This is a genomic window from Streptomyces sp. NPDC000134, assembly GCF_042899225.1.
Classification (GTDB): domain Bacteria; phylum Actinomycetota; class Actinomycetes; order Streptomycetales; family Streptomycetaceae; genus Streptomyces.
Genome location: NZ_JBIAZN010000002.1, coordinates 466,520 through 491,228, shown reverse-complemented (window position 1 = coordinate 491,228; position 24,709 = coordinate 466,520). Strand labels below are relative to the sequence as shown.

General features: G+C 70.9%; 23 protein-coding genes and 1 rRNA gene. 8 read left to right on the top strand and 16 right to left on the bottom strand.

Annotated features, from left to right (window positions below):
• The first annotated feature begins 158 nt into the window (after positions 1 to 158).
• Positions 159 to 275 (top strand): 5S ribosomal RNA (rrf, locus tag ACFY32_RS04755).
• 58 nt (positions 276 to 333) lie between these two features.
• Here rrf and ACFY32_RS04750 read toward each other — a convergent pair.
• On the bottom strand, positions 334 to 1,005 hold the full coding sequence (locus ACFY32_RS04750) for a response regulator (RefSeq protein ID WP_390673416.1): 672 nt from the start codon (positions 1,003 to 1,005) through the stop codon (positions 334 to 336).
• Positions 1,002 to 2,240 (bottom strand): sensor histidine kinase, encoded by a 1,239-nt coding sequence (locus ACFY32_RS04745; protein ID WP_390673415.1) that lies wholly within the window; start codon positions 2,238 to 2,240, stop codon positions 1,002 to 1,004. Before ACFY32_RS04745 ends, ACFY32_RS04750 begins: the two co-directional genes overlap by 4 nt.
• A gap of 94 nt (positions 2,241 to 2,334) precedes the next feature.
• Here ACFY32_RS04745 and ACFY32_RS04740 point away from each other — a divergent pair, with 94 nt between their 5' ends.
• Entirely contained in the window at positions 2,335 to 2,922 is a 588-nt protein-coding gene (locus ACFY32_RS04740) for a GNAT family N-acetyltransferase (protein ID WP_390673414.1), read from the top strand.
• Here ACFY32_RS04740 and ACFY32_RS04735 read toward each other — a convergent pair.
• The 6 genes from ACFY32_RS04735 to ACFY32_RS04710 form a co-directional block, all read right to left on the bottom strand.
• Positions 2,911 to 4,440, bottom strand: a complete 1,530-nt coding sequence (locus ACFY32_RS04735; protein WP_359194457.1) for a type IV secretory system conjugative DNA transfer family protein — start codon at positions 4,438 to 4,440, stop codon at positions 2,911 to 2,913. The two genes, ACFY32_RS04740 and ACFY32_RS04735, sit on opposite strands and share 12 nt — an antisense overlap.
• Before the next feature lie 21 nt (positions 4,441 to 4,461).
• Positions 4,462 to 5,874, bottom strand: coding sequence for an ATP-binding protein (locus ACFY32_RS04730; RefSeq protein ID WP_359194460.1), 1,413 nt, complete (start codon positions 5,872 to 5,874; stop codon positions 4,462 to 4,464).
• 12 nt (positions 5,875 to 5,886) lie between these two features.
• A complete protein-coding gene (locus ACFY32_RS04725; protein WP_359194463.1) occupies positions 5,887 to 7,446 on the bottom strand; it encodes an SCO6880 family protein in 1,560 nt (519 codons plus the stop codon).
• Positions 7,443 to 8,786, bottom strand: a complete 1,344-nt coding sequence (locus tag ACFY32_RS04720) for a hypothetical protein (protein ID WP_390673413.1) — start codon at positions 8,784 to 8,786, stop codon at positions 7,443 to 7,445. Before ACFY32_RS04720 ends, ACFY32_RS04725 begins: the two co-directional genes overlap by 4 nt.
• Entirely contained in the window at positions 8,776 to 9,570 is a 795-nt protein-coding gene (locus ACFY32_RS04715; protein WP_390673412.1) for a hypothetical protein, read from the bottom strand. The genes ACFY32_RS04720 and ACFY32_RS04715 overlap by 11 nt, the downstream gene beginning before the upstream one ends.
• A gap of 185 nt (positions 9,571 to 9,755) precedes the next feature.
• Positions 9,756 to 10,064, bottom strand: a complete 309-nt coding sequence (locus tag ACFY32_RS04710; RefSeq protein WP_359194474.1) for a hypothetical protein — start codon at positions 10,062 to 10,064, stop codon at positions 9,756 to 9,758.
• Between the two features lie 421 nt (positions 10,065 to 10,485).
• Here ACFY32_RS04710 and ACFY32_RS04705 point away from each other — a divergent pair, with 421 nt between their 5' ends.
• The 4 genes from ACFY32_RS04705 (at position 10,486) to ACFY32_RS04690 (ending at position 13,882) form a co-directional block, all read left to right on the top strand.
• Positions 10,486 to 11,496 carry an NlpC/P60 family protein gene (locus ACFY32_RS04705; protein WP_390673411.1) on the top strand — a complete coding sequence of 337 codons (1,011 nt, stop codon included), beginning with the start codon at positions 10,486 to 10,488 and terminating at the stop codon, positions 11,494 to 11,496.
• Positions 11,497 to 11,720: 224 nt separating this feature from the next.
• Complete coding sequence (locus ACFY32_RS04700; RefSeq protein WP_359194480.1) at positions 11,721 to 12,437, top strand: phosphatase PAP2 family protein; 717 nt, start codon at positions 11,721 to 11,723, stop codon at positions 12,435 to 12,437.
• A 336-nt stretch (positions 12,438 to 12,773) separates the two neighbouring features.
• The gene (locus ACFY32_RS04695) at positions 12,774 to 13,628 is read left to right on the top strand and encodes a hypothetical protein (RefSeq protein WP_359194483.1); all 855 of its coding nucleotides are present in this window, start codon (positions 12,774 to 12,776) and stop codon (positions 13,626 to 13,628) included.
• Positions 13,629 to 13,696: 68 nt separating this feature from the next.
• Entirely contained in the window at positions 13,697 to 13,882 is a 186-nt protein-coding gene (locus ACFY32_RS04690) for a hypothetical protein (RefSeq protein ID WP_359194486.1), read from the top strand.
• A 3-nt stretch (positions 13,883 to 13,885) separates the two neighbouring features.
• On the opposite strand, the gene ACFY32_RS04685 is transcribed toward ACFY32_RS04690, so the two are convergent.
• Entirely contained in the window at positions 13,886 to 14,254 is a 369-nt protein-coding gene (locus tag ACFY32_RS04685; RefSeq protein WP_359194489.1) for a metal-sensitive transcriptional regulator, read from the bottom strand.
• Positions 14,255 to 14,493: 239 nt separating this feature from the next.
• Between ACFY32_RS04685 and ACFY32_RS04680 the strand changes: the two genes are divergently transcribed.
• The gene (locus ACFY32_RS04680) at positions 14,494 to 15,114 is read left to right on the top strand and encodes a DUF47 family protein (protein ID WP_359194492.1); all 621 of its coding nucleotides are present in this window, start codon (positions 14,494 to 14,496) and stop codon (positions 15,112 to 15,114) included.
• A gap of 9 nt (positions 15,115 to 15,123) precedes the next feature.
• Complete coding sequence (locus tag ACFY32_RS04675; protein ID WP_390673410.1) at positions 15,124 to 16,122, top strand: anion permease; 999 nt, start codon at positions 15,124 to 15,126, stop codon at positions 16,120 to 16,122.
• 136 nt (positions 16,123 to 16,258) lie between these two features.
• Here the strand turns inward: ACFY32_RS04675 and pstB are convergent, their stop codons facing one another.
• The 7 genes from pstB to ACFY32_RS04640 form a co-directional block, all read right to left on the bottom strand.
• Entirely contained in the window at positions 16,259 to 17,035 is a 777-nt protein-coding gene (gene pstB, locus ACFY32_RS04670; protein WP_390673409.1) for a phosphate ABC transporter ATP-binding protein PstB, read from the bottom strand.
• A 34-nt stretch (positions 17,036 to 17,069) separates the two neighbouring features.
• Positions 17,070 to 18,131: a phosphate ABC transporter permease PstA gene (gene pstA, locus ACFY32_RS04665; protein ID WP_359194502.1), complete on the bottom strand. Its 1,062-nt coding sequence runs from the start codon at positions 18,129 to 18,131 to the stop codon at positions 17,070 to 17,072.
• Positions 18,128 to 19,129 (bottom strand): phosphate ABC transporter permease subunit PstC, encoded by a 1,002-nt coding sequence (pstC, locus tag ACFY32_RS04660; RefSeq protein WP_359194505.1) that lies wholly within the window; start codon positions 19,127 to 19,129, stop codon positions 18,128 to 18,130. Before pstC ends, pstA begins: the two co-directional genes overlap by 4 nt.
• 103 nt (positions 19,130 to 19,232) lie before the next feature.
• Positions 19,233 to 20,363 (bottom strand): phosphate ABC transporter substrate-binding protein PstS, encoded by a 1,131-nt coding sequence (pstS, locus tag ACFY32_RS04655; protein WP_359194508.1) that lies wholly within the window; start codon positions 20,361 to 20,363, stop codon positions 19,233 to 19,235.
• A 370-nt stretch (positions 20,364 to 20,733) separates the two neighbouring features.
• Positions 20,734 to 21,111, bottom strand: coding sequence for an NUDIX hydrolase (locus tag ACFY32_RS04650; protein WP_359194983.1), 378 nt, complete (start codon positions 21,109 to 21,111; stop codon positions 20,734 to 20,736).
• Between the two features lie 204 nt (positions 21,112 to 21,315).
• On the bottom strand, positions 21,316 to 22,362 hold the full coding sequence (locus ACFY32_RS04645; protein ID WP_359194511.1) for a CHAD domain-containing protein: 1,047 nt from the start codon (positions 22,360 to 22,362) through the stop codon (positions 21,316 to 21,318).
• Positions 22,343 to 24,583 (bottom strand): RNA degradosome polyphosphate kinase, encoded by a 2,241-nt coding sequence (locus ACFY32_RS04640; RefSeq protein WP_359194514.1) that lies wholly within the window; start codon positions 24,581 to 24,583, stop codon positions 22,343 to 22,345. Before ACFY32_RS04640 ends, ACFY32_RS04645 begins: the two co-directional genes overlap by 20 nt.
• Positions 24,584 to 24,709: the final 126 nt, after the last annotated feature.

The window sequence follows — 24,709 nt, the reverse complement described above, 5'->3', positions numbered from 1 at the left end:
GTTGATAGGCCAGATATGGAAGCACCGTAAGGTGTGGAGTTGACTGGTACTAATAGGCCGAGGGCTTGTCCTCAGTTGCTCGCGTCCACTGTGTTAGTTCTGAAACCACGAACAGCCCCATGCTGCCACGCATGGTGCGGCTGACAGTTTCATAGTGTTTCGGTGGTCATAGCGTAGGGGAAACGCCCGGTTACATTCCGAACCCGGAAGCTAAGCCTTACAGCGCCGATGGTACTGCAGGGGGGACCCTGTGGGAGAGTAGGACGCCGCCGAACAATTATTCAAAGAGAACCCCGCACCTTTCGGTGCGGGGTTTTCTGCGTTTTCTGCGTTTCAGGACGGATTCACCAGGCCCGTGTCATAAGCCAGGATGACCGCCTGGACGCGGTCCCTGGAACCGGTCTTGGCGAGGATGCGGCCCACGTGCGTCTTGACCGTGGACTCGGCCAGGTGGAGGCGGGCCGCTATCTCCGTGTTGGTCCAGCCCTTGCCGATGACCGTCAGGATCTCGCGTTCGCGGTCCGTGAGGGGCGCGAGACGCGGGTCCGGGGGCAGGTCCGTCGTCCCGGAGCCGGGCGCCGGCAAGTGGTGGACGTAGGCGTCCAGCAGACGGCGGGTCAGCGCCGGGGCGACCACCGCGTCGCCGGTCGCGACCGCGTGGATGCCGGAGAGCAGCTCCTGCGGCTGGGCGTCCTTGACCAGGAAGCCGGAGGCGCCCGCGCGGAGGCCGGCGTAGGCGTACTCGTCGAGGTCGAAGGTGGTCAGGATGAGGACGCGGGTGCGGTCCCCGGCGGCGGTGATGCGGCGGGTCGCCTCGATGCCGTCCAGGCCCGGCATGCGCACGTCCATGAGGACCACGTCGGGACGGAGTTCCGCCGTCATGCGGACGGCCTCGCCGCCGTCGGCCGCCTCGCCGAGGACCGTCAGGTCGTCCTGGCTCTCCAGCAGCATCCGGAAACCGAGACGCTGAAGAGGCTGATCGTCGGCGATGAGCACGGTGGTCACTGCGGGGATTCCTCCGGGAGATGAAGACGGACACGCCAGCCCTGTCCGGGCCGGGGACGGGGACCGGCGTCAAGTGTGCCGCCGTACAGGGCCGTTCGCTCCCGCATTCCGGGCAGGCCGCGGCCGTCCGACGGGGCGTCGAGGGGGCCGCCGCAGCCGGTGTCGGTCACCGTGAGGGTGACGGCGCCGCCGTCCTCGTAGACGAGGTCTATGTGGGCGGTGGCGGCGGGGCCGGCGTGTTTCAGGGTGTTGGTGAGGGCTTCCTGGACGACGCGGTAGACGGCCAACTGGCGGCCGGGGGCGAGAGCGGGGCGGCCCTCGACCGTCGTACGGACCGGGAGGCCCGCGGCGCGGACGCCGTCGACGAGGCGGTCGAGGTCGGCGAGGGCGGGCTGCGGGGTGAGGCTGGCCTCCTCGCCGCGGTCCTCGCGGAGCACGTCCAGGAGGCGGCGCAGCTCGCCGAGGGCCTGGCGGCTGGTGGTACCGATGGCGTCCAGGGCCTGGGCGGCGCGCTCCGGGGACTTGGCCGCCGCGTACTTGCCGCCGTCGGCCAGGCCGGTGATGACAGAGAGGTTGTGGCCGATGATGTCGTGCATCTCGCGGGCGATCCGGGCGCGTTCGGCGGCGGCGGCGAGCCGGGCCTGCTGATCGCGCTCGACCTCCAGTCGGCGGGCCCGGTCCTCCAGGGCCTCGGTGTAGCCGCGGCGGGTGCGGACCGTGACGCCGATCAGCGCGGCGACGCCGACGGAGAGCAACTGGGAGCCCAACTGCTGGTTCCAGGGGCCCGCGCCGTCCCCGTACCGGACGATCGTGACGCACACGGGGGCCGTCATGACCGCCGTCGCCCACCACAGGTCGCGCAGCGGCCGGCGCAGGGCGATGTGGTGGACGAGGACCAGTTGGAGCAGGGCCGCCTGGAGGGCGGCGCCGGACCAGGCGTTCAGGAGGGCGACCGGTGCCGTGGCGAGGAGGGCGGCGCGGGGGTGGGAGCGGCGCCAGAACAGGGGGACGGACAGGGCGAGGCTCAGGGCGAGGACGAGCGGAGGGGGCAGGCCGGGGTCGTGGGCGATGGTGCGCCAGCCGCCGCCGGCGTAGTCGATCAGGGCGGCGGCCACCCAGAAACCGGTGAAGTGCAGGTCCCACACCAGGGGATGCCGGAGGTCGAACGCGCGTACCCGGCGGCTGACCCGCTGGACGTACTCGGTGAGGGGTTCCGCCGCCCGTTCCTGGTCCATCGGACCATGATCGGGCCCGGTGCGGGCGGCGGGCGTCGGCAGGGAGCCGTATATGAGATGAGGAGCGTAGTACCGGGGTATTACGGTGAGCGGCATGAGTGGCCGTGCGAGTGCCTCGCCCCCTGGTGACTACGTGATACGTCCGGTCCGCGCCGACGAGTGGACCGCGGTGCGGGAGCTCGCGCTGCGCATGCTGCGGGACCCCGCCGCGCCCATCGCCTTCCTGGACACCTACGAGCAGGCCGCGGCCCGGCCGGACTCCTTCTGGCAGAGGCGGGCGGCCGGTGGCGCCGAGGGGTCGGACCTGGTGCGGCAGATCATCGCCGAGGGGCCGGGCGGGGCCTGGCTCGGGACGGTGACCGTGCTGATCGAGGAGCCCGGGATGAGGGACTGGGCCGGGCTGCCCGTGGAGCGCCGGCAGGGGCACCTCGTCGGCGTGTTCGTACGGCCCGAGTGGCGGGGCAGCGGGCTGGTCAAGGCGCTGTTCGCGGCCGGGCTGGACTGGGCGTGGGAGCGGCGCGTGGAGCGCGTACGGCTGCTCGTGCACGAGGACAACGCGCGGGCGCAGGGGCTGTACCGCAAGGTCGGCTTCGTGCCCAGCGGGGCGACGGTGCCGCTGGCGGCGACGCCCGGTAAGACCGAGCTGGAGTACGTGCTGGAACGGTCGCCGCTAGACGGGTAGTTCCGCGTGCGGCCAGCGGGCGCGGGCCTGCTCGCGGGAGCGGAGCAGGGCCAGGGCGGGCAGACCCTGGTCGGCTCCCGTGGCGAGCAGCTCCGGCAGTTGGGGCAGCGGGGCCACGGCGGCGACGTCGTCCAGGACGAGCGTCAGTGGTGGGTCGAGCCGACCGGAGGATGACCGTGCGGCCATGCGCCGGCCGTGCTCGACCACGCTGGAGACGAGGGCCGTCAGGAGGGGCATCGCCCCCGGTGCCGTCCTGGGGTCCTCGATGGGTTCACCTACCACGTAAAGAGTTCCCCCTTCTTGGATGAAGGAATCCAGGGCGAGGGCGTCATTTCGGTGCGGGGTGCAGGACTCGCGGATGTTGACCGTGGAGAGGGCGGCCAGCGCCCGGTTGGTCAACTGGTGGGCCATGTCCCGGCGCTCCGGATGCGCGGTGAGGGCGGCCTCCAGCTCACCGGCGGCGCCGGGGGCCGCCTTGGGATGGGTGCGGAGGATGCGTACGGCGTCCTGGACCTGGCTGCCCTGCGACCAGCGGTGGACGTGGCGGATGGTGCGGGCGTCCACGGCGGCGGCGTGCAGATAGCTGCGCAGGAGGGTTTCCGCGGTGTGGGTGACCGCCTGGTCGAGCTTGGCCGTGGGGCGTACGGGGGTGAGGAGGGCGGCGGCTCGGCAGGCGGCCGTGTCCTTGTCCTCGCAGCCGGTGGTGGGGGACCAGTGGAGGCGGTTCGGGGTGTCGCAGAGGTGGGTGGGGTCGTAGAGGTGGGTGGGGCCCAGTTTGGCTCGGGCGTCCTTCGTCTCCTGCCAGAGGGCGGGGGTCGAGGTGAGGACGAGGGCGGGGCCCTCGGCGTCCCGTACGGCCTGGGTGGCGGCGAGTCTGTGGGCCGGCCGGGGGCCGTAGCGGAGGGCGCCTTCGGGGCGGGGGGTCTCCCACCCGGCCACCCGTTCGATGCCGGGCGGAGAGGCGACGACGGGCTCCGCCCGCTCGACCGGCTCCGGTTCCGGGCGGGGGGTCCGCGGGGCCGGGACCGTCTCCTGGAGCCGCGTCGGTGTCTCCGGGGCGGGGGATTCCTGGGCCGGGGATTCCTGAGCCGGGCTTTTCTGAGCCGGGCTTTCCTGAGCCGGGGTTTCCTGGGCCCGCAGCGGCGTCTTCCGGACCCGGCCGCGTACCGCTCGCCAGCGGGTCAGGGTGGTCAGCACGAAGACGGCCAGGACGGCCAGGATCATGAGCTGGCCGATGAACAGGCCCCAGAAGAGGCCGTAGCCGGAGAGCTGTGACGGGTCGGCGTCGGGCCAGGCGCCGGGGATGTCGTGCGGATGGGCGACGAGGTGGCGCATGGCCAGGGGCGTGCGGGGGAAGGTCGTACGGTCGGGCCAGGCGCCGTGCGCGAACAGGGCGGCCAGGCCGGTCGCCGTCCACACCAGGACGGTCACGCCGAGCAGGAAGGCGAGGACCCCGACGAGCAGGCCGTCGGGGACGCCGCCGCCCTGGGCGGTGCGCTGCCGGTCGTCCGGTCTCATACGTACGTCCTCCCCGTCCCGCTACGCCACCGTCGATTCGGACGAGTCGCCGAGGTGCTGCTCCACGAAGGCCGCCGCCCGCTCCTCCGCCTCCCGCTCGGCGGCGCGCAGGGCGTCGTCGGCGAGGTCGGCGGAGGACTCGGTCATCGCCCGGTCGGTGAAGACCAGGGGGCGTTCGGTCTCGGTGATCAGGTGCTTGACGACCTGCACATTGCCGTTGACGTCCCAGACGGCGATGCCGGGGGTGAGGGTCGGGATGATCTCCACGGCCCAGCGCGGCAGGCCCAGGACGCGGCCGGTCGCTCTGGCCTCGTCGGCCTTCTGGGCGTAGATCGTCCTGGTGGACGCCATCTTCAGGATCGCCGCGGCCTCCTTGGCCGCCGCGCCGTCGACCACGTCGGACAGGTGGTGGACGACGGCGACGAAGGACAGGCCGAGCCGTCGGCCGAACTTCAGCAGGCGCTGGAACAACTGGGCCACGAACGGGCTGTTGATGATGTGCCACGCCTCCTCGACCAGGAAGATGCGCTTCTTCCGGTCGGGGCGAATCCAGGTGTGCTCCAGCCACACACCGACGATCGCCATGAGGATGGGCATGGCGATGGAGTTGCGGTCGATGTGGGACAGGTCGAAGACGATGAGGGGCGCGTCCAGGTCGATGCCGACCGTGGTGGGGCCGTCGAACATGCCGCGCAGGTCACCGTCGACCAGCCGGTCCAGGACCAGGGCGACGTCCAGGCCCCAGGCGCGTACGTCGTCTATGTCGACGTTCATCGCCTCCGCCGACTCCGGCTCGGGGTGCCGCAACTGCTCGACGATGTCGGTCAGCACCGGCTGGCGTTCCACGATGGTCTCGTTGACGTAGGCGTGGGCGACCTTGAGGGCGAAGCCGGAGCGCTCGTCGAGGCCGTGGCCCATCGCGACCTCGATGATCGTGCGGAGCAGCGCCAACTGGCCCGTGGTGGTGATCGACGGGTCGAGGGGGTTGAGGCGGATGCCGTGGTCCAGGGCGGCCATCGGGTCGAGGCGGATGGGGGTTATCCCCAGCTCCTGGGCGATCAGGTTCCACTCGCCGACGCCGTCCTCGCCCTGCGCGTCCAGGACGACGACCTGGCGGTCCCGGAAGCGCAACTGGCGCAGGACGTACGTCTTCTCCAGCGCGGACTTGCCGTTGCCCGACTCCCCGAGGACCAGCCAGTGGGGGGCCGGGAGCTGCTGGCCGTAAAGCTGGAAGGGGTCGTAGATGTAGCCCTTGCCGGAGTACACCTCGCGGCCGATGATCACGCCGGAGTCGCCGAGGCCGGGGGCGGCGGTCGGCAGGTAGACCGCCTGGGCCTGGCCGGTGGAGGTGCGCACGGGCAGGCGGGTCGTCTCGACCTTCCCGAAGAGGAAGGAGGTGAAGGCGTCGGTGAGGACGGACAGCGGGTCCCGCATCAGGCTCAGCCCCTACCTTCGGATGCCGGTGGCGAACGGAAGCGTGTTCACGAAGGCGCGGTGGTGCTCGCGGTCGCACCACTCCAGTTTCAGGTACGACTTCCCGGCCGAGGCCCGGATGGTCCGCTTGTCGCGGGCGAGCGCCTCGGGGGTGCGGGAGGAGACGGTGATGTAACCCACCAGGTTGACGCCGGCCGCGCCGCTGGCGAGGTCCTCGCCGCGCTGGTCGAGGCGGTTGTGGGCGGCCATGTCGCGGGGGTCGACGGTGCGGTTCATCTTGGCGGCGCGGGACGCCTCGGCCACGTCGTTGGTCTTCTCGGTCAGCATCCGCTCGATGGCGACCTCGGTGGGTTCCAGGTCCATGGTCACGGCGACCGTGCGGATGACGTCCGGGGTGTGGACGAGGAGCGGGGCCAGGAAGTTCACGCCGACCGGGGTCATCGGCCACTCCTTCACCCAGGCGGTGGCGTGGCACCAGGGGGCGCGGGTGGCGGACTCGCGGGTCTTGGCCTGGAGGTACGTGGGCTCCATGGCGTCCAGCTCGGCCGGCCAGGCGTTGCGCTGGGTCATCGCCTGGATGTGGTCGATCGGGTGGTCCGGGTCGTACATGGAGTGGATGAGGGAGGCGAGCCGGCCCTGGCCGAGGGGCTGGCGGACGCGGATGTCGGCCTCCTGGAGGCGGGAGCAGATGTCGGTCAGCTCACGCGCCATGACGACGGCGAGGCCGCCGTCGCGGTCCAGCTTGCGGCCGCCCTGGGTGCGGCCGGCGCGGGCCACGGCGTGCGCCTCGGCGGCCAGTTCGCGGGTGTAGTGCATGCAGGCGACCAGATAGGCGCGGTGCTGCTCGCTGCTGGTGGACACCATCGACTGCAACTGGTCGTACGACTGCCGCAGCCACGGCGGGGACTTCTCGTCGCCGCGGACGGCGACGTCCTTGGCGTGCGCGTCGGGGTCGGCGGGCAGGGTGCGGGCGAGCATCTGGAGGCGGGTGACGAAGCCGTCGCCGTTGGCCACGTGCTTGAGCAGGGTGCCGAAGCGGTCGACCAGGGCCTCCTGGTCCTCGGAGTCGCGCAGGCCGACGCCGGGGCCCTCGATCTCGATCGCGGCGGTGACCGTCTTGCGGTCGGCGTGCAGCAGGACGGCGATCTCGTCGGGGCCGAACGGGGCGGCGAGCCAGGTGATGCGGCCGATGCCGGGCGGCGGGCCGACCTCGACCTCGCGCCCGTCCAGTCGGGTGCCGGCCTCGGCGGCGGCGGAGCGGTAGGTGGTGCCCTGGCGCAGGGTCCGCTTGTAGCTGCGGTTGATCTCGAACCACTTGTAGAACGTGCGGTGCTTGTACGGCATGTACACCGCGGCCAGCGCGAGCATCGGGAAGCCGGCGAGCAGCACGATGCGCAGGGCCAGGACGGGGACGAGGAGGCCGGACATCATGCCGAGGAACGCGCCGATGACGATGAGCGCGATCTCGCCGGTCTCGCGGTTGCGGCCGACGATCGCGTTCGGCCGGGCGCGGCCGATCAGATATGTACGGCGGGGCGTGACCGGATGGGACACGTGGGACTCGGTCGTCAACGCCCTTCACCTCCCGTGCGGTTGGTACTGCTGTTGCGGTTGTTCCCGGCGTGGGGCGTGTTCACCGGGCTGGCGGCGCGCGGCGCGGGTGCGGCGGAGGGGACTGCTCCGCCGCCGCCGTTCGAGGCGCGGGCGCTGTGGGCGGCGACGCCGCCGGAGGCCGGGTTGGCGGCGCGGGGGGTGGCGGAGGAGGCGGACTGGCCGCCGCCTTCCGCGCCGCCGTTCTGCCGGGCGCTGTGGGTCCTGATGCCCTGGGCGACCAGGTTGGCCGGGGAGCTGAGGACGGCGGCGGCCTTGTTCTCGGCGCCCTGCATCAGGCGGTTGTTGCGGTAGCCGGCGATCTCGTCGCCGAAGCCGGGGACGAAGCGGTAGATCATCGCGGAGGCGAAGATGGCCAGCAGGATGATCGCCAGGCCGGAGACGACGGCGGCCAGGGCGTCCGGGCCCTCCTCGTTGGCCAGGGCGCCGGCGAGGCCGAGCACGATGACGATGACGGGCTTGACCATGATCACGGCGATCATGATGCCCGCCCAGCGGCGGACGTGGCCCCACAGGTTCTTGTCGACGAGGCCGGCGTAGACGACGACGCCGAGGAGGGCGCCGACGTAGAGCAGGACGGCGCGGAGGTACAGCTCCAGGTAGAGGACGCCGGCGGCGATGATCGACACGAACGACACCAGGATCAGCATGATGGGGCCGCCGCCGATGTCGTTGCCCTTCTCCAGGGCCTGGGAGAAGTTGCCGAAGAAGGTGTCGGTCTGGTCGCCGGTCGCCTTGGCGAGGACCTCGCTGACGCCGTCGGTGGCGGAGACGACGGTGTAGAGGATCAGGGGGGTGAAGGCCGAGGCGAGGACGGTCAGCCACAGGAAGCCGACGGCCTCGGAGAAGGCGGTGGTGAAGGGGACGCCGCGGATGGCCCGCTTGGCGACGGCCAGCAGCCACAGCAGGAGGGTGAGGATGGTCGACGCGGCGAAGACGATGGCGTACTGCTGGCGGAAGGCCGGGTTGGTGAAGTCGACGTTGGCGGTCTCCTTCACGGCCTCGCTCAGCTTGTCGACGGTCCAGGAGGCGGCGTCGGCACAGCCCTTGGCGAGGGAGGAGAGGGGGTCGAGGGTGGAGGTGGGGCTCAGGGAGCCGCCGCCGCTGCCGCCGCCGGAGCCTCCACTCTCGTTGCAGAAGTCCCTGGCGGGCGGGGCGAGCAACGAGCAGTCGCCGCTCTCGGTCGGTGTCGGGGTGGGAGTGGGAGCGGCGAAGGCGCGTCCGGCCAGCAGCGTGACGGCCGCCTGGCCGGCGACCACGGCACCGGTGACCTGGAGCAGGCGACGCGGGTTAGCGCGCATACGTGAACCCTCCGAACTCCTTGACTGCCTTGCCGATCTCGTCGGCACCGGAAACAGGGGTGTCTCCGTTGATGGGAGTCGGGCCGGTCTTCTGGCTCGCTTCCCGGACCCTCCAGTCGCCACCGCTCCAGATGAGCTTGAAGGTCACGGTGAACCAGCCGGTGGTCACAGGCTTGGTCGAGTCTTCGCCTGCCAGGCCGAAGAGGCTGTTGCACCACACTTCGACGGTCGCTGCGTCGGCCTGGAAGGCGGTGACCTTCGTTCCGACGGGCAGAGTGCGGCTGACGAACGTGTCCCCGCGGGGAGCACTGCCGTCTTCCTTGAGGCCGAGATTCTTCAGAAGCGCGGACGAGTAGTTGGCATCGAAGTCGGATCGGAGCCTGTCCAGCGCCCCCGGCTCGGCGACGACCTGCACGATCTGATGACGCTCGTCCGTGTTGAGCATGCGGTCGGACCAGAGCACGGTGGCGTAGTTCGCCGCGGCGCTCTGGGCCCCCTGCTCGTCATGGGCGTATCCGGTCGGGACTCCCGATGTCCGGGAATCGGCCGGTCGCTCCCCGGACGGTGCCGTGGCTGATGTGGCCGGTTTGTCGGTGGTTCCGGTCGTGGTGGGGGAATCGTCGCCTCCGCGGTTCGCGAAGGCGATCGCGGCGATGAGGAGGACGACGACGCCGACGACCGTGACCAGGCTCCGGGAGGGGGAGCGGGAGGGGCGGCGGGGGGTGCCGTCGCCGTCGGGATAGCGCGTGCGGGTCTGGCCCGTGTGCTCGTCTCCGAGACTCATTGCGCGTACCGCCCCTCGACGTCGTGCGGGACCTGACACCCCATGCCGTTGCAGTACGACGGTAGCCGTGCTGGTTCCCGCGCGGGCGCGGTGTGGTGACTGGACATCAGGGAAAGGCAACCTCAGCCGGTGGGCACGACGGACGGGTGGGAGGGGAGAGGTGCGGCCGGGCGTGCCCGGCCGGGTCAGACGGCCATGCCGTAGACGATGGTGAACAGCGTCCCGAGGGACCCGATGATGAAGACCCCCGTCAGACCGGCGATGATCAGGCCCTTGCCCTGTTCGGCGCTGAAGGTGTCGCGCAGCGCGGTGGCGCCGATGCGCTGCTTGGCGGCGCCCCAGATGGCGATGCCGAGGCAGAGCAGGATGGCGACCGCCATGACGACCTGGACCATCGTCTTCGCCTCGGTCCCCAGTTCCCCGAAGGGGCCCCAGTCCGGAGCGATACCGCCGATGATGGTGTTGATGTCTCCCTTGTCGGCCGCAAAGAGCATGTAAGTCACCGCCCCTGTTGGGTAGTTCCGCATCCTCTGCGGTCGTGCAGAGGTCGAGCCTCATTGTCGCCGACAATGTCGCCGTCGGATGTCGACTTGGCGTCATTGATTGGCGGGTTTCGTACGAATACCTTGCCACCGGTTCCCGCCGCGCGCTCTGGTAGGCGTGGCCCCGGTATGCGAAGGATCGTATCGTCACTCTGTGTATCACGGCAGGTCACGCCGGGCAACGAGGCCGGTGCGAAACCTGTGGTGTGGTTCCGTCGTTAGGTCTTCTCATGTCTTCGTGCGCGGTCGGGTCGGTCAGGTCCCGCGTGCAGGCTACTCCGCGCGGGCGGGGGACGTGACGTGTGATCACCCCATGATCGGGGGGCCGCCCCTACACTGAGTCCGGCTACGACTCCCGGGCGGCGAGGGGCGGTTGACGGTGCGTAAGGCGTGGATCGTGGCGGGTGCCGCCGTGGGTTCCGGGCTGGCGTTCGTGCTGCTGCTCGTCGTCGGTGTCTACCTGGTCGCCGGGAACCTCGCGGGCGGCGTCGCCGGCGGCGGGACCAAGACGCTGGCCAAGGGCGCGGTCCCGGCCGCGTACCAGCCGCTCGTGCTGAAGTGGGGCAACCTCTGCCCGGCCATCAACCCCGCGCTGCTCGCCGCCCAGCTCTACCAGGAGAGCGGCTTCAACCCGAGGGCGCAGAGCGCGGCGGCGGCGCAGGGGATAGCGCAGTTCATCCCCGGCACCTGGGCCACGCACGGCATCGACGGGGACGGGGACGGGGACCGGGACGTGTGGGACCCGAAGGACGCGATCCCCTCGGCGGCCTCCTACGACTGCTCGCTCGCCAAGTACGTGAAGGACGTTCCCGGGAATCTGACCGAAAACATGCTCGCCTCCTACAACGCGGGGGCCTACGCGGTCATCAAGTACGGGGGCGTGCCGCCGTACGAGGAGACCCGGAACTACGTCGAGAGGATCACGACGCTGGCGGAGAGCTTCGCGGCGCCCACCACGCGGGTGGACCCCTCCGAACAGGCCGCCGGAGCCATCGCGTACGCGCAGGACAAGCTCGGCACGCCCTATCTCTGGGGCGGCAACGGCACCGCTGACCAGGGCGGACGCTTCGACTGCTCGGGGCTGACCAAGGCCGCGTACGAGAGTGTGGGGATCAAGCTGCCGCGGGTCGCCAACGACCAGTACAACGCGGGACCGCACCCCGGCCGGGACGAGCTGCTTCCCGGTGATCTGGTGTTCTTCTCGGACGATCTGACCAATTCCCGGGCCATCCGGCATGTGGGGATCTATGTGGGCGGCGGATACATGATCAACGCGCCGTACACGGGCGCGGTGATCCGGTTCGACCCGATCGACACCCCCGACTATTTCGGGGCCACCCGGGTGACCGAAGATGGCGCGAAAGCGCTCCCCGGTGCGGTCTGAACGGAGCGTGAACCCACCCCCTGAGCTGCGAAGACGTATCTCTCTTCGATAACGTCTGCGTGATCATTCGGTGGAGGGTGGAACGTATCAACGGGGACCGTGCGTTCCTGTTGGCGTAGGTGTGCGAGCCACAGGGGGCCGAGCGGACCCGCGCACCACGGGGGTGGCCGGAGCGGCACGCGCAAAGGGCGTGCCTGAAGACATGACGAAGGGGCCGCAGCACCATGGCTGGACTCGCCGAATCCGGGTCGAACCCCGACGTCGACCTGCTCTACGACATCAACGGCCTGGCCAAGGACGCGCCGCACTGGTTCGACCGGGTGATGGAGTTCACCGGTGAGTACGGGCTGCTGTTCGCCATCGTCCTGCTGGTGCTGGCCTGCTGGTGGACCGTGCGGCGGCGGGGCGGCGAGGACGCGGCGACTTCGGTGGCCGCGCTGATCTGGGCACCGCTCGCGGCCGGCGTCGCGGTCCTGGTCAACGTGCCGATACGGGGCTTCGTGGAGCGGCCCCGGCCGTTCAAGACCCACCAGGGCCTGGAAGTCCTCGTGGACGGCAAGAACGACTACTCGTTCGTCAGCGACCACGCCACGCTCGTCATGGCGATGGCCGTGGGGCTGTTCGTCGCCAACCGGAAGTTCGGCATCGCCGGGATCGTGCTCGCGCTGCTCGGCGGGTTCTGCCGGGTCTACATGGGCGTGCACTACCCCACCGACGTCGTCGGCGGGTTCGCGCTCGGCACGGCGGTCGCGCTGCTGCTGTCGCCGGTCGCCATGGCCCTGCTCACGCCGGTGGTCCGGGCCGTCGAGCGCTCGCCGCGGGTCGGCCGGCTGGTCAGCGCGCGGGGGCGGTCCCCGTACGGGGGCCGGGACGCCGCACTCCCCGAGGCGCGGCACGAACAGCGGGCCTCGGACGCCGAGGAACGGGATCTGGCGGCGTAGCAGGGCCGGGGGCGGCCCTGCGCCGTCCACCGGTTCCCGTCGGGTCGGGGTCGGCCTAGTTCCGGCGGACCGGCGGGCCGGGCGGCCCGCGTCACGGATCGGTGTGGGACCGGGCGTCCGTTCTGGCCTGGCTTCTGGCCCGGCGGGCCGGGCCCTGCCAGCCGCAGGTGCAGCGGGCCAGGCAGAAGGGGCCTCGTTCGACCGTGGTCGTGCGGTGGTCCGGGGCTTCTTCCCGGGGGGTTTCAAGACCGTCCTGCTGCGACACACGGCCACGTTACCGGGGTCGCCCGCACGTCGTTAACCGAAACGGAGGCGACGGCTGGGGGTAGACAGGCGATGGCAAGGCGGCAGCGGCAGCTCCGGAAGGCGGGCGCGGCGGTGGGCCTCGTCGTGGCCTGCGGGGGGTGGGCCGTGTGCGGATGCTCGGGAGGCGGGGCCTCCGCGCAGGGCGCGCCGGGGGAGGAGGCCCTCGGGGAGGTGCGCGGCGCGGCCGGGAAGCTGGTGGCGGCCGGGAGCGCCAGGGCCCGGACCGCGATGGAGATGGCCAGCGGCGGGACGCGGGTGACCATCCGGGGCGAAGGCGTCTACGACTTCGGGGACGGCGTCGGCCGGCTCGAGGTGCGACTGCCGCAGGACCCCGCCGGGACCAGCGACCGGCGGCCGATCACCGAGCTGCTGGCGCCCGGCGCGCTCTACATGAAGAACCGGGGCGCCGGGGTCCCCGCCGACAAGTGGGTCAGGGTCGAGACCGGGTCCCTGTCCGACGGGAACCTGGTGACCGGCGGGGCCACCGACCCCTATGTCGCCGCCGAGGTGCTGAGCGGGACGCGGACGGCGGCGTACGTGGGGCGGACCGAGGTCGCGGGGACGCCGGTGCGGCACTACCGGGGCACCGCCGACCTGGGGCGGGCGGCGCGGGAGGCCGGGGGCGCGGCCGGCCGGTCGCTGCGGGCGGCGGCGAAAGGGTTCGCCACCGCCGAGGTGCCGTTCGACGTCTATCTGGACGACGACGGCCGGGTCCGCAAGCTCCGGCACCGCTTCAGCTTCGTCAACGGCCAGCGCGGCGACGCCGTCGCGGTCGCCTCGACGACGCTGCTGTACGGCTTCGGCGTCCCCGTCACCGTACGACTTCCGGACGAGGAGGACATCTACGCCGGGAAGATCGCCGACGAACCGGGCGCCGAGGACTAGCCCGTCCGTGCCATGCGCGGTGCGCGGGCCGCTCCTTACTCTAGGAGGTCGGTGACGGCAGAGACGAGGTGACGCACGTGGCTCCGGTCGGCGGTACGGCAGTTCAGGACCACGTGGCCCTCGCCGAGATCGAACTGTGCGGGGAGCTGATCATCGCGGCGTCGGCCGCGCGGGGGCGGCTCAGCCTGGAGAGCATCGACGAGGTGCTGCGCGTGGCGGAGGAGCGAGAACGCGCCACGCGCGGCACCGGCTGAGACTCAGGTGCGCAGCAGCCGGCCGATCGCCTTCGTGGCCTCCTCGACCTTGGCGTCGATCTCGGCGCCGCCCTTGACGGCCGCGTCGGCGACGCAGTGCCGCAGGTGCTCCTCCAGCAACTGCAGGGCGAAGGACTGCAGGGCCTTGGTGGAGGCGGAGACCTGGGTGAGTATGTCGATGCAGTAGACGTCCTCGTCGACCATCCGCTGCAGGCCGCGGATCTGGCCCTCGATCCGGCGCAGCCGCTTGAGGTGCTCGTCCTTCTGCTTGTGGTAGCCGTGCACCCCGCGGTCGTGGTCGGTCACCACGTCCGTCCCGTCAGCTTCCACGGCGGCGGAGGGCGCACTCGCGCCGGCCTCGGTGGTCGTCATCGCGTCCTCCTGTGAGACAGATCGCCCCGGTATACCCCTGGTGGGTATATGGTACTGAACTTCCTTGGGTATAGGCCCCTTGGCCAATGCTGTGCGCCGCGTCCGGAACCGGGCCCCGGGTCGCCCCCCTGCTCATCACAGTGCCTGATGGGCGACACTGGGGGACGGCCCGTTAGCCGTGGCCGGATGATGCGCCTAGCATCAGCCTGACCGAAACCGATGCACCCCGAGGACCCCACGTGCGCTTTCGTCTGACCCCCAGGGAGACGAGCTTCTACGACATGTTCGCCGCATCCGCGGACAACATCGTCACAGGCTCGAAACTCCTGATGGAACTGCTCGGGGCGGACGCATCCGCCCGAGCCGAGATCGCAGAGCGTATGCGGGCCGCCGAACACGCCGGTGACGACGCCACGCACGCGATCTTCCACCAGTTGAACTCCTCGTTCATCACGCCCTTCGACCGCGAGGACATCTACAGCCTCGCGTCCTGCCTCGACGACATCATGGACTTCATGGAAGAGGCCGTCGACCTCGTCGTCCTCTACAACGTCGAGGAACTGCCCAAGGGCGTCGAGCAGCAGATCGAGGTACTGGCCCGAGCCGCCGAGCTGACCGCGGAGGCCATGCCGAACCTCCGCACCATGGACAACCTCACCGAGTACTGGATCGAGGTCAACCGGCTGGAGAACCAGGCGGACCAGATCCACCGCAAGCTGCTCGCCCACCTCTTCAACGGCAAGTACGACGCCATCGAGGTGCTGAAGCTGAAGCAGATCGTGGACGTGCTGGAGGAAGCGGCCGACGCGTTCGAGCATGTGGCGAACACGGTGGAGACCATCGCCGTCAAGGAGTCCTGAGCCCTCGCCATGGACACCTTCGCGCTCATCGTGACCGTCGCGGTCGCGCTCTTCTTCACGTACACCAACGGTTTCCACGACTCGGCCAACGCCATCGCCACCTCCGTGTCGACGCGGGCGCTCACGCCGCGGGCGGCGCTGGCGATGGCCGCCGTGATGAACCTCGCCGGCGCGTTCCTCGGCTCCGGGGTCGCCAAGACCGTCAGCGAGGGCCTGATCGAGACGCCCGAGGGCTCGACGGGGATGGGGATTCTCTTCGCCGCGCTGATCGGGGCGATCGTCTGGAACCTCGTCACCTGGTACTTCGGCCTGCCCTCGTCCTCCTCGCACGCGCTGTTCGGCGGGATGGTGGGCGCGGCGCTGGCCGGCGGCACGACCGTGTACTGGCACGGGGTCGTCGACAAGATCGTCGTACCGATGTTCGTGTCTCCGGTGGTCGGGCTGGTCGCCGGTTATCTGGTGATGACGGCGATCATGTGGCTGTTCCGGCGGTCCAATCCGCACAAGGCCAAGCGGGGCTTCCGTATCGCGCAGACCGTGTCGGCGGCCGGGATGGCGCTCGGGCACGGTCTCCAGGACGCGCAGAAGACGATGGGCATCGTGGTGATGGCGCTGGTCATCGCCGATGTCGAGGACTACGGGGACCCGATCCCGGTCTGGGTGAAGATCGTCTGCGCGCTGATGCTGTCGCTGGGCACGTACGCCGGCGGGTGGCGGATCATGCGGACGCTGGGACGGAAGATCATCGAGCTGGACCCGCCGCAGGGGTTCGCGGCGGAGACGACCGGTGCGTCGATCATGTTCACCACGGCGTTCCTGTTCCACGCGCCGATCTCGACGACGCATGTGATCACCTCGGCGATCATGGGCGTGGGGGCGACGAAGCGGGTCAACGCCGTGCGCTGGGGGGTCGCCAAGAACATCATCCTGGGGTGGTTCATCACCATGCCGGCGGCGGCGTTGGTGGCGGCGCTGTCCTTCTGGGTCGTGAAGCTGGTGGTGCTGTAGCGCCGGCCGGCCGCGCGCACCCGCCCGGCGCCGGGCGGCGCCGGGCAAGAGGACGGGCCCGCCCCCGGAGTACCGGGGGCGGGCCCGTTCGGCCTCGCGGTGGCACCGCCATGCAGCACCGCGAGGAGACCGTGGATCAGCCGAAGCGGCCGGAGATGTAGTCCTCCGTGGCCTGCACCGACGGGTTGGAGAAGATCCGCTCCGTCTCGTCGATCTCGATGAGCTTGCCGGGCTGCCCGACCGCCGCGAGGTTGAAGAACGCGGTGCGGTCCGAGACGCGCGCCGCCTGCTGCATGTTGTGCGTCACGATGACGATCGTGAAGCGTTCCTTCAGCTCGCCGATCAGGTCCTCGATGGCGAGGGTGGAGATCGGGTCCAGGGCGGAGCAGGGCTCGTCCATGAGCAGGACGTTCGGCTCGACCGCGATGGCGCGGGCGATGCACAGCCGCTGCTGCTGGCCGCCGGAGAGCCCCGAGCCCGGCTTGTTCAGGCGGTCCTTGACCTCGTTCCAGAGGTTGGCGGCCTTCAGGGACTTCTCGACGATGTCGTCGAGCTGCGACTTCTTGTACCGGCCGTTGAGCCTGAGGCCCGCCGCGACGTTGTCGTAGACCGACATCGTGGGGAAGGGGTTGGGGCGCTGGAAGACCATGCCGACCTCGCGCCGCACGGCGACGGGGTCGATGCCGGCGCCGTACAGGTTCTCGTCGTCCAGCATGACCTTGCCGTCGACCCGGCCGCCGGGGGTGACCTCGTGCATGCGGTTGAGGGTGCGCAGGAAGGTGGACTTGCCGCAGCCGGAGGGGCCGATGAAGGCCGTCACCGAGCGGGGCTCGATGGTCATCGAGATGTCCTCGATGGCGAGGAAGGAGCCGTAGTAGGCGTTGAGGCCGCTGACGTCGATGCGCTTGGCCATGTGAATCACTGCTTCTTTCGTCGGGTCCGAGGCCTTAGCGACCGGTCTTGGGGGCCTTCCAGCGGGCGATGCCGCGGGCCACCAGGTTGAGGATCATGATGAACGCGATCAGCGTCAGGGCCGCCGCCCAGGCACGGTCGATCGACGCGGCGGTGCCGGCGCTGTACTGCAGATAGATGTACATCGGCAGCGATTCCTGCGGGTCCTGGAACGGGTTCGCGTTGATGAAGTCCGCGCCCCAGACCAGCAGCAGCACGGGGGCCGTCTCGCCGGTGATACGGGCGATGGCCAGCATGACGCCGGTGATGATGCCGCCGATGGAGGTCGGCAGGACCACCTTCAGGATCGTGCGCCACTTGGGGATGCCGAGGGCCAGGGACGCCTCGCGCAGCTCGTTCGGGACGAGCTTGAGCATCTCCTCGGTGGAGCGGACGACGACCGGGATCATCAGGATGGTCAGCGCCATCGAACCGGCGAAGCCGGAGGGCCCCATGCCCAGGATCAGAATCCACAGGCTGAGGATGAACAGACCCGCGACGATGGACGGGATGCCCGTCATGACGTCGACGAAGAAGGTGACGGCCTGGGCGAGCCGGCCGCGGCCGTACTCCACCAGGTAGATCGCGGTCAGTACGCCGATCGGCACGGAGATCAGGGTGGCCAGGCCGACCTGCTCCAGGGTGCCGAGGATGCCGTGGTAGATGCCGCCGCCGGTTTCGGCGTCGCCGACCACGCCCATCGAGTGGGTGAGGAAGTACCCGTCGAGGACCTTGACGCCGCTCTTGACGGTCGTCCACACCAGGGAGGCCAGCGGGATGATGGCCAGCAGGAAGGCGACCCAGACCAGGCTGGTCGCGATGCGGTCCTTGGCCTGGCGGGGGCCCTCGACCTTGGCGGATATCCCGTAGGAGCCGGCCACGAAGAGGACGGCGGCTATCAGGGCCCACTGGATGGAGCTGTCCAGGCCGGCCGCGGAGCTGATGCCCAGGCCGAGCAGGACCGCGCCGGCGGCGACCGCCCAGGCGAACCACTTGGGCAGGGTGGCGCCGCGCAGCGAGCTGGGCGGGCGCTTGTCGGTGAGGCTGGCGTGGCTCATGCGTTGGCCCCCGAGTACTCCTTGCGGCGGGCGATGATCAGCCGGGCCGCGCCGTTGACCAGCAGGGTGATCACGAAGAGGACGAGACCGGAGGCGATCAGCGCGTCCCGGCCCATCTCGGTGGCCTCGTTGAACTTGCTGGCGATGTTCTGGGCGAAGGTGCCGCCGCCCGGGTCGAGCAGGCTGGCCTGGATGGTGAAGGTCGGGGAGAGGACCATGGCCACGGCCATCGTCTCGCCGAGGGCGCGGCCGAGGCCGAGCATCGAGGCGGAGATGATGCCGGAGCGGCCGAAGGGCAGCACCGACATCCGGATGACCTCCCAGCGCGTGGCGCCGAGGGCGAGGGCCGCCTCCTCGTGCATCTGCGGGACCTGCCGGAAGACCTCGCGGCTGACGTTGGTGATGATCGGCAGGATCATGATCGCGAGCAGGATGCCGACGGTGAACAGCGAGCGGGCCGGGCCGCCGTCCCACGCGAAGAGGCCGGTCCAGCCCAGGTAGTCGTCGAGCCAGCCGTACAGGCCGTTCAGGTGCGGCACCAGGACCAGGGCGCCCCACAGGCCGTAGACGATGGACGGCACGGCGGCGAGCAGGTCGATGACGTAGGCGATGGTGCCGCCCAGCCTGCGCGGGGCGTAGTGGGTGATGAACAGGGCGATGCCCACCGCGATCGGGACCGCGATGGCCATGGCGATGACCGACGACACGACGGTGCCGAAGACCAGCACCGCGATGCCGAACTCGGACGGCACGCCGCTGGGGTTCCATTCGAAGCTGGTGAAGAAGTTCGCCTCGTCCTTGCTGATCGCGAGCACGGCGCGATACGTCAGGAAGGCCGCGATGGCGGCCATGAGGACCAGGACGAAGATGCCGGAGCCGCGCGAGAGACCGACGAAGACGCGGTCTCCGGGGCGGGTGGCGCCGCGGGCGGCGCGCTCGTCCGGCCCGGTCGGCTGGAGGGCTGGTGGGGCTGCGGGGTTCTGGGTGGTGGTGTCCATCGGGTTCTCCGGTCTGCGGAGCCGCCCGCGTGTCGGGGGCTCCTGGCGGCGGTGCACCGGACGGTGCGGTCCGGTCCCGGGCGGGGACCGGACCGCACTCGGGTCAGCTCAGGCCCGAGATGGTCTCGCGGACCTTGGTGATGATCTCGTCGGGCATCGGGGCGTAGCCGGCCTCCGCCAGCAGGCCCTGACCGCTCTCGGAGGCGATGTAGTTGAGGAAGGACTTGGTGGCGGGAAGGGTCTCCGCCTTGTTGCCCTTGTCGCAGACGATCTCGTACGTCACCAGGGTGATCGGGTACGCGCCGTCGGCGGTGGGGGTGTAGTCCAGCTCCAGCGCGAGGTCCTTGCCGGTGCCGACGACCTTGGCGGCGCCGATGGCGGCGGTCGCGTTCTCGACGGTGGCCTTGACCGGCTCGGCGGCCTCGGTCTTGATGTCGACCGTCTTGATGCCGTCCTTGGCGTAGGACAGCTCGAAGTAGGAGATGGCGCCGGAGGTCTGCGTCACCTGCTGCGCGAGGCCGGCGGAGCCCTGCGCGGACTGGCCGCCCTTGGCCTCCCAGGACTTGCCCGGCTCGTACTTCCAGTCGCTCGGCGCGGCGGCCTTCAGGTACTTGGTGAAGTTGTCCGTGGTGCCGGACTCGTCCGAGCGGTGGAACGCCTGGATCTTGAGGTCGGGCAGCTCGGCGTCGGGGTTGAGCTTCTTGATCGCCGCGTCGTTCCACTTGGTGATCTTGCTGTCGAAGATCTTGGCGAGCGTCGGGGCGTCCAGGACCAGCGAGTCGACGCCGGGGACGTTGAAGCCGACCGCGATCGGGCCGCCGACCATCGGCAGGTCGATGCCCTGGCCGCCGGAGCAGACCTTCTTGGAGGCGGTGATCTCCTCGGGCTTCAGCGCGGAGTCCGAACCGGCGAAGGCCGTCTGGCCCTGGGTGAACGCGGTGATGCCCGCGCCCGAACCGGTCGGGTTGTAGTTGATCTGCACGCCCTTGCAGGCGGCGGCGAACTGCTTGACCCAGGCGTCGATGGCGTTCTTCTGGGCGGAGGAGCCGGACGCCTGGAGCTGGCCCGAGGCGTCGTCGCACTTGATGTCGCCGGCCTGGGTGGTGGCCGAGGCCTCACCGCCGGTCTTGTCGCCGCCGGTGTCGTCGGAGCCGCACGCCGTGAGGGCCAGGGCGCCGGAGACGGCGAGAGCACCGAGAGCGAGGGCCCGCCGGTTCATGCGCTGAAGCTTCACTGAGGAAATTCCTTCCAGGAGCCGCCGTCCTGTTCGGCGGCGTGCGAGGTAGGGCTGGGCGATACGGACACGTATTCGGGATGCGCCCCGTATCGGGTAAGGCCGAAATTAGGCAGATCAGATGAAGGCGTCGATGGCCGTAAATGAACGAGGGGTGAACCCCTGCCGTCGGTGCGGTGAGGTCACGGAACGCTCACGTCGAGGACACGGAGCGATCCCGACCGGCGCCGATGCCCTGCGGGCGGCTCGGGGGGTCGGCGTGGCTCGGGGTGGCCCGGGATGGCTGAAAACGGTCGGGGGTGGTGGAAGAACGGTCCCGGATGGCGGGGGAATGGTCCGGGGTGGCGGGAGAACGGACCGGGGCGGTGGCTCAGGAAGGGCCGGTCGCGGCCAGGAACGCGTCGATCAGGTCACGGTCCAGGGGCCGGGTGAGCCGGGCGCGGGCCGCCTCGGGCGCCAGCCACAGCACGCGGTCCACCTCACGGCTGGGCGTGAACGTGCCCGCGACGGCCTCGGCCGCCCAGTAGCGCACCTGCTTGGGGCGGCCGTCCACGGCGTAGTGCGCGGTGGGCAGCTCCGCCCCCGGCACGGCCCGCTGCCCGGTCTCCTCGGCGACCTCGCGCAGGGCGCCCGCGAGGGGGTCCTCACCGGGCTCCAGCTTGCCCTTCGGATGCGACCAGTCGTCGTACTTCGGCCGGTGGACCAGGCAGATCTCCAGCCCGCCGGTCACCGGGGAGCGGCGCCACAGGACACAGCCGGCCGCGTGGACGGTGGGGTCGCCGGTGCCGCCGGTGCCGCCGGTGCCGCTGGTGCCGCTGGTGCCGCTGGTGCCGCCGGAGCCGCTGGAGGCACCGGAGCCGCCTGAGTCGCCGGATACGCCTGAGATGCCCACCGCTGCCTCGCTCTCCGGGACGCCGCTCCACCGAACACCGCTCGCCCGCCGGACGCCGCCCTAGGGTGTGCCGACCGCTTCCTTGCGCCAGCAGTGCTGGAACGCGTACCGCGCCGCCTCCACCTCATGCCGCTGATCGGCGTGCAGTACCCCCAGCGCGTACGCCGTCGCCGGGGCGATCCGGGGCGTGCGGGCCGCCTGTGCCGCCGCCGCGGCGGCCTCCGAGGCGTCGCGGTGCCGGTCCAGCGCCTCGCCGGCCGCGAGCATCCGGACCTCCACGGGCGGCTCGGCGCCGGCGACGACCTCACGGGCGTAACGGTGCAGCCGCAGCAGCAGCCGTACCTGGTGCCAGGGGGCGTCCTGCGGATGCGGGGCCGGGTCCGGGGAGAGGCCGTGGACCAGCGCCTCCGCGTTGTACGGGCTGCCCGCGGTGACCAGGGGCAGCGCCGCCACCGCGTCGGTGAGGCGGTCCGTCGCCGCCGCGGCGAGCGGACGGCAGTCGGCCGCGTCCGCTCCGGTGGCCAGCGGTACGTCGCTGGCCAGGACGGCGACCTTGTCGGCGACCGCGTGGAACCGGCTGCTGCCCAGGGCCTGCAACGCGGTGGAGTGCGCCCGGGTCCGGGCCAGCGTGAGCTGGCGGTCCAGCAGGGCGCCCGCCTTGGCCGCGCCGACGGTGAGGTGGCCGCGGTCGGCCGTCGCCGGCCCCGGCGGGCCGGTCAGCCGCACGCCCCGGGACCGGTCCGGGAACGCCGCCGGGCCGGACAGCCGGTGCAGGGCCTGCAGCAGCCGTTCCAGCCGGGACGCGTACGCGTGCTCCAGGGCCAGCGTGCCCGACAGCCAGGCCAGTTCGGGGCGCATCGCCTCCGCCCAGTCGCTGTCCAGCAGCAACTGGAAGGTGTGCAGGCTGCCGCTGATCCGGCGGGCGGCGCGGCGCAGCGCGCGGGCCGCGTCGCCGGAGCCCTCCGCGCCGTTCGCGCCGGTCTCCCGGTGCAGGCGCAGCGCCCGGAGGAACTCCGTGGCCTGCGCCCGCAGATACCCCGCCAGGGCGTCGGCCGGTACCGAACCGGCGGCCGTGGGGTGCGTCGGTTCAAGGTGTTGCTGTGCCACGCCGGCGCCTCCGGGCGTCTATGAGCGTCTCCTGGATGTTGCGCAGGGGCTGGCCGTCCGGGTCGGTCGCGTGCCGCGTCCACTCGCCGTCCGGGCCGAGGTGCCAGGACGCGGTGGTGTCGGCCGTGCCGGTCTCCAGCAGGCGGCACAGGGCCGCCCGGTGGCCCGGGTCGGTGACCCGGACCAGGGCTTCTATCCGGCGGTCGAGGTTGCGGTGCATCATGTCGGCGCTGCCGAGCCAGACCTCGGGCTCGCCGCCGTTGCCGAAGGCGAAGACCCGGGAGTGCTCCAGGAACCGGCCGAGGATCGAGCGGACCCGGATGTTCTCCGACAGGCCCGCCACGCCGGGGCGCAGCGCGCAGATGCCGCGCACCCACACGTCGACGGGGACGCCCGCCTGCGAGGCGCGGTAGCACGCGTCGATGATCGCCTCGTCGACCATCGAGTTGACCTTGATACGGACGTACGCGGGCCGCCCGGCGCGGTGGTGCTGGATCTCCTTGTTGATCCGGGAGACCAGGCCGTCGCGCAGCGACTTGGGGGCGACGAGCAGCCGGCGGTAGGTCTCGCGGCGGGAGTAGCCGGAGAGCCGGTTGAACAGGTCGGAGAGGTCCGCGCCGACCTGCGGGTCGGCGGTGAGCAGGCCCAGGTCCTCGTAGAGGCGGGCCGTCTTCGGGTGGTAGTTGCCGGTGCCGACGTGGCTGTAGCGGCGCAGCGTCTCGCCCTCCTGGCGGACGATGAGCGACAGCTTGCAGTGCGTCTTCAGGCCGACCAGGCCGTAGACGACGTGGCAGCCGGCCTCCTCCAGCTTGCGGGCCCACTTGATGTTGGCGTGCTCGTCGAAGCGGGCCTTGATCTCGACCAGGACCAGGACCTGTTTGCCGGACTCGGCGGCCTCGATGAGCGCGTCGACTATCGGGGAGTCGCCGGAGGTCCGGTACAGCGTCTGCTTGATCGCCAGCACGTCCGGGTCGGTGGCGGCCTGTTCCAGGAACGCCTGCACGGAGGTGGAGAAGGAGTCGTACGGGTGGTGCAGGAGGACGTCCCGGCTGCGCAGCGCGGCGAAGATGTCGGGCGCGGAGGCGGACTCGACCTCGGCGAGGTCGCGGTGGGTGCCGGCCACGAACTTCGGGTACTTCAGCTCCGGCCGGTCCAGGCCGTGGATGCGGAAGAGGCCGGTGAGGTCCAGGGGGCCGGGCAGTGGGTAGACCTCGGCCTCGCCGATCTTCAGCTCGCGGACCAGCAGGTCCAGCACCTCGCGGTCGATGGACTCCTCGACCTCCAGGCGGACGGGCGGGCCGAAGCGGCGCCGCATCAGCTCCTTCTCCAGGGCCTGGAGCAGGTTCTCGGTGTCGTCCTCCTCCACCTCCAGGTCCTCGTTGCGGGTGAGGCGGAAGGCGTGGCTCTCCAGCACCTCCATGCCCGGGAACAGCAGCTCCAGGTGGGCGGCGATGACGTCCTCCAGGGGGACGTAACGGCCCGGGGACGCCTCCAGGAAGCGGGAGAGCAGCGGGGGCACCTTGACCCGGGCGAAGTGCCGGTGGCCGGTGACCGGGTTGCGGACGACGACCGCGAGGTTCAGCGAGAGGCCCGAGATGTAGGGGAAGGGGTGGGCCGGGTCGACGGCGAGGGGGGTGAGGACCGGGAAGATCTGGTTGCGGAAGAGGGTGAACAGGCGGCCCTGCTCCTTCTCGCCCAGTTCCTTCCAGCGGACCAGGTGGATGCCCTCGCCGGCCAGCGCCGGGAGCACGTCCTCGTGGAAGCAGGCGGCGTGCCGGGCCATGAGTTCCCGCGAGCGCGCCCAGATCATCTCCAGCACCTCGCGGGGCTGGAGGCCGGAGGCGGAGCGGGTGGCGACGCCGGTGGCGATCCGGCGCTTCAGGCCGGCGACGCGGACCATGAAGAACTCGTCCAGGTTGCTGGCGAAGATGGCCAGGAAGTTGGCGCGCTCCAGCAGGGGCGTGTCCGGGTCCTCGGCGAGTTCGAGGACGCGTTCGTTGAACGCCAGCCAGCTCCGTTCCCGGTCCAGGAAGCGGCCCTGCGGAAGCTGGGCGCCGCCCGCCTGGGACTCCTCCGACTCCTCGTACGCGTCGAGGTCGGCGTCGATGTCCGGCTCCAGGTCCGAGACCGTGGCGGCGACCGTGTGCGGGCGGTGGGCGGCGATGGAACCCACGGAGGGCTGCGTGTGCTGGACCTCTGCCTGGGCGTTCGGCTGGCTCATGAACCCATTCTTCCGCGCCTGCGGCAGGACAGGCGCGTCGGACGTCGCGGGTGGGAGCACGGGCCTCTCCGGGGGCTGCGAGGACGCGGGCACGGCGGGCTGCATTCGCCGAGCGTCGCAAGCCCT

Bases quoted from the DNA above. Each gene is read 5' to 3' on its own strand.
- ACFY32_RS04745 (WP_390673415.1), bottom strand. From the start codon at position 2,240: ATGGACCAGGAACGGGCGGCGGAACCCCTCACCGAGTACGTCCAGCGG.
- ACFY32_RS04740 (WP_390673414.1), top strand. From the start codon at position 2,335: ATGAGTGGCCGTGCGAGTGCCTCGCCCCCTGGTGACTACGTGATACGT.
- ACFY32_RS04735 (WP_359194457.1), bottom strand. From the start codon at position 4,440: ATGAGACCGGACGACCGGCAGCGCACCGCCCAGGGCGGCGGCGTCCCC.
- ACFY32_RS04730 (WP_359194460.1), bottom strand. From the start codon at position 5,874: ATGCGGGACCCGCTGTCCGTCCTCACCGACGCCTTCACCTCCTTCCTC.
- ACFY32_RS04720 (WP_390673413.1), bottom strand. From the start codon at position 8,786: ATGCGCGCTAACCCGCGTCGCCTGCTCCAGGTCACCGGTGCCGTGGTC.
- ACFY32_RS04715 (WP_390673412.1), bottom strand. From the start codon at position 9,570: ATGAGTCTCGGAGACGAGCACACGGGCCAGACCCGCACGCGCTATCCC.
- ACFY32_RS04710 (WP_359194474.1), bottom strand. From the start codon at position 10,064: ATGCTCTTTGCGGCCGACAAGGGAGACATCAACACCATCATCGGCGGT.
- ACFY32_RS04700 (WP_359194480.1), top strand. From the start codon at position 11,721: ATGGCTGGACTCGCCGAATCCGGGTCGAACCCCGACGTCGACCTGCTC.
- ACFY32_RS04695 (WP_359194483.1), top strand. From the start codon at position 12,774: ATGGCAAGGCGGCAGCGGCAGCTCCGGAAGGCGGGCGCGGCGGTGGGC.
- ACFY32_RS04685 (WP_359194489.1), bottom strand. From the start codon at position 14,254: ATGACGACCACCGAGGCCGGCGCGAGTGCGCCCTCCGCCGCCGTGGAA.
- ACFY32_RS04675 (WP_390673410.1), top strand. From the start codon at position 15,124: ATGGACACCTTCGCGCTCATCGTGACCGTCGCGGTCGCGCTCTTCTTC.
- pstB (WP_390673409.1), bottom strand. From the start codon at position 17,035: ATGGCCAAGCGCATCGACGTCAGCGGCCTCAACGCCTACTACGGCTCC.
- pstA (WP_359194502.1), bottom strand. From the start codon at position 18,131: ATGAGCCACGCCAGCCTCACCGACAAGCGCCCGCCCAGCTCGCTGCGC.
- pstC (WP_359194505.1), bottom strand. From the start codon at position 19,129: ATGGACACCACCACCCAGAACCCCGCAGCCCCACCAGCCCTCCAGCCG.
- ACFY32_RS04640 (WP_359194514.1), bottom strand. From the start codon at position 24,583: ATGAGCCAGCCGAACGCCCAGGCAGAGGTCCAGCACACGCAGCCCTCC.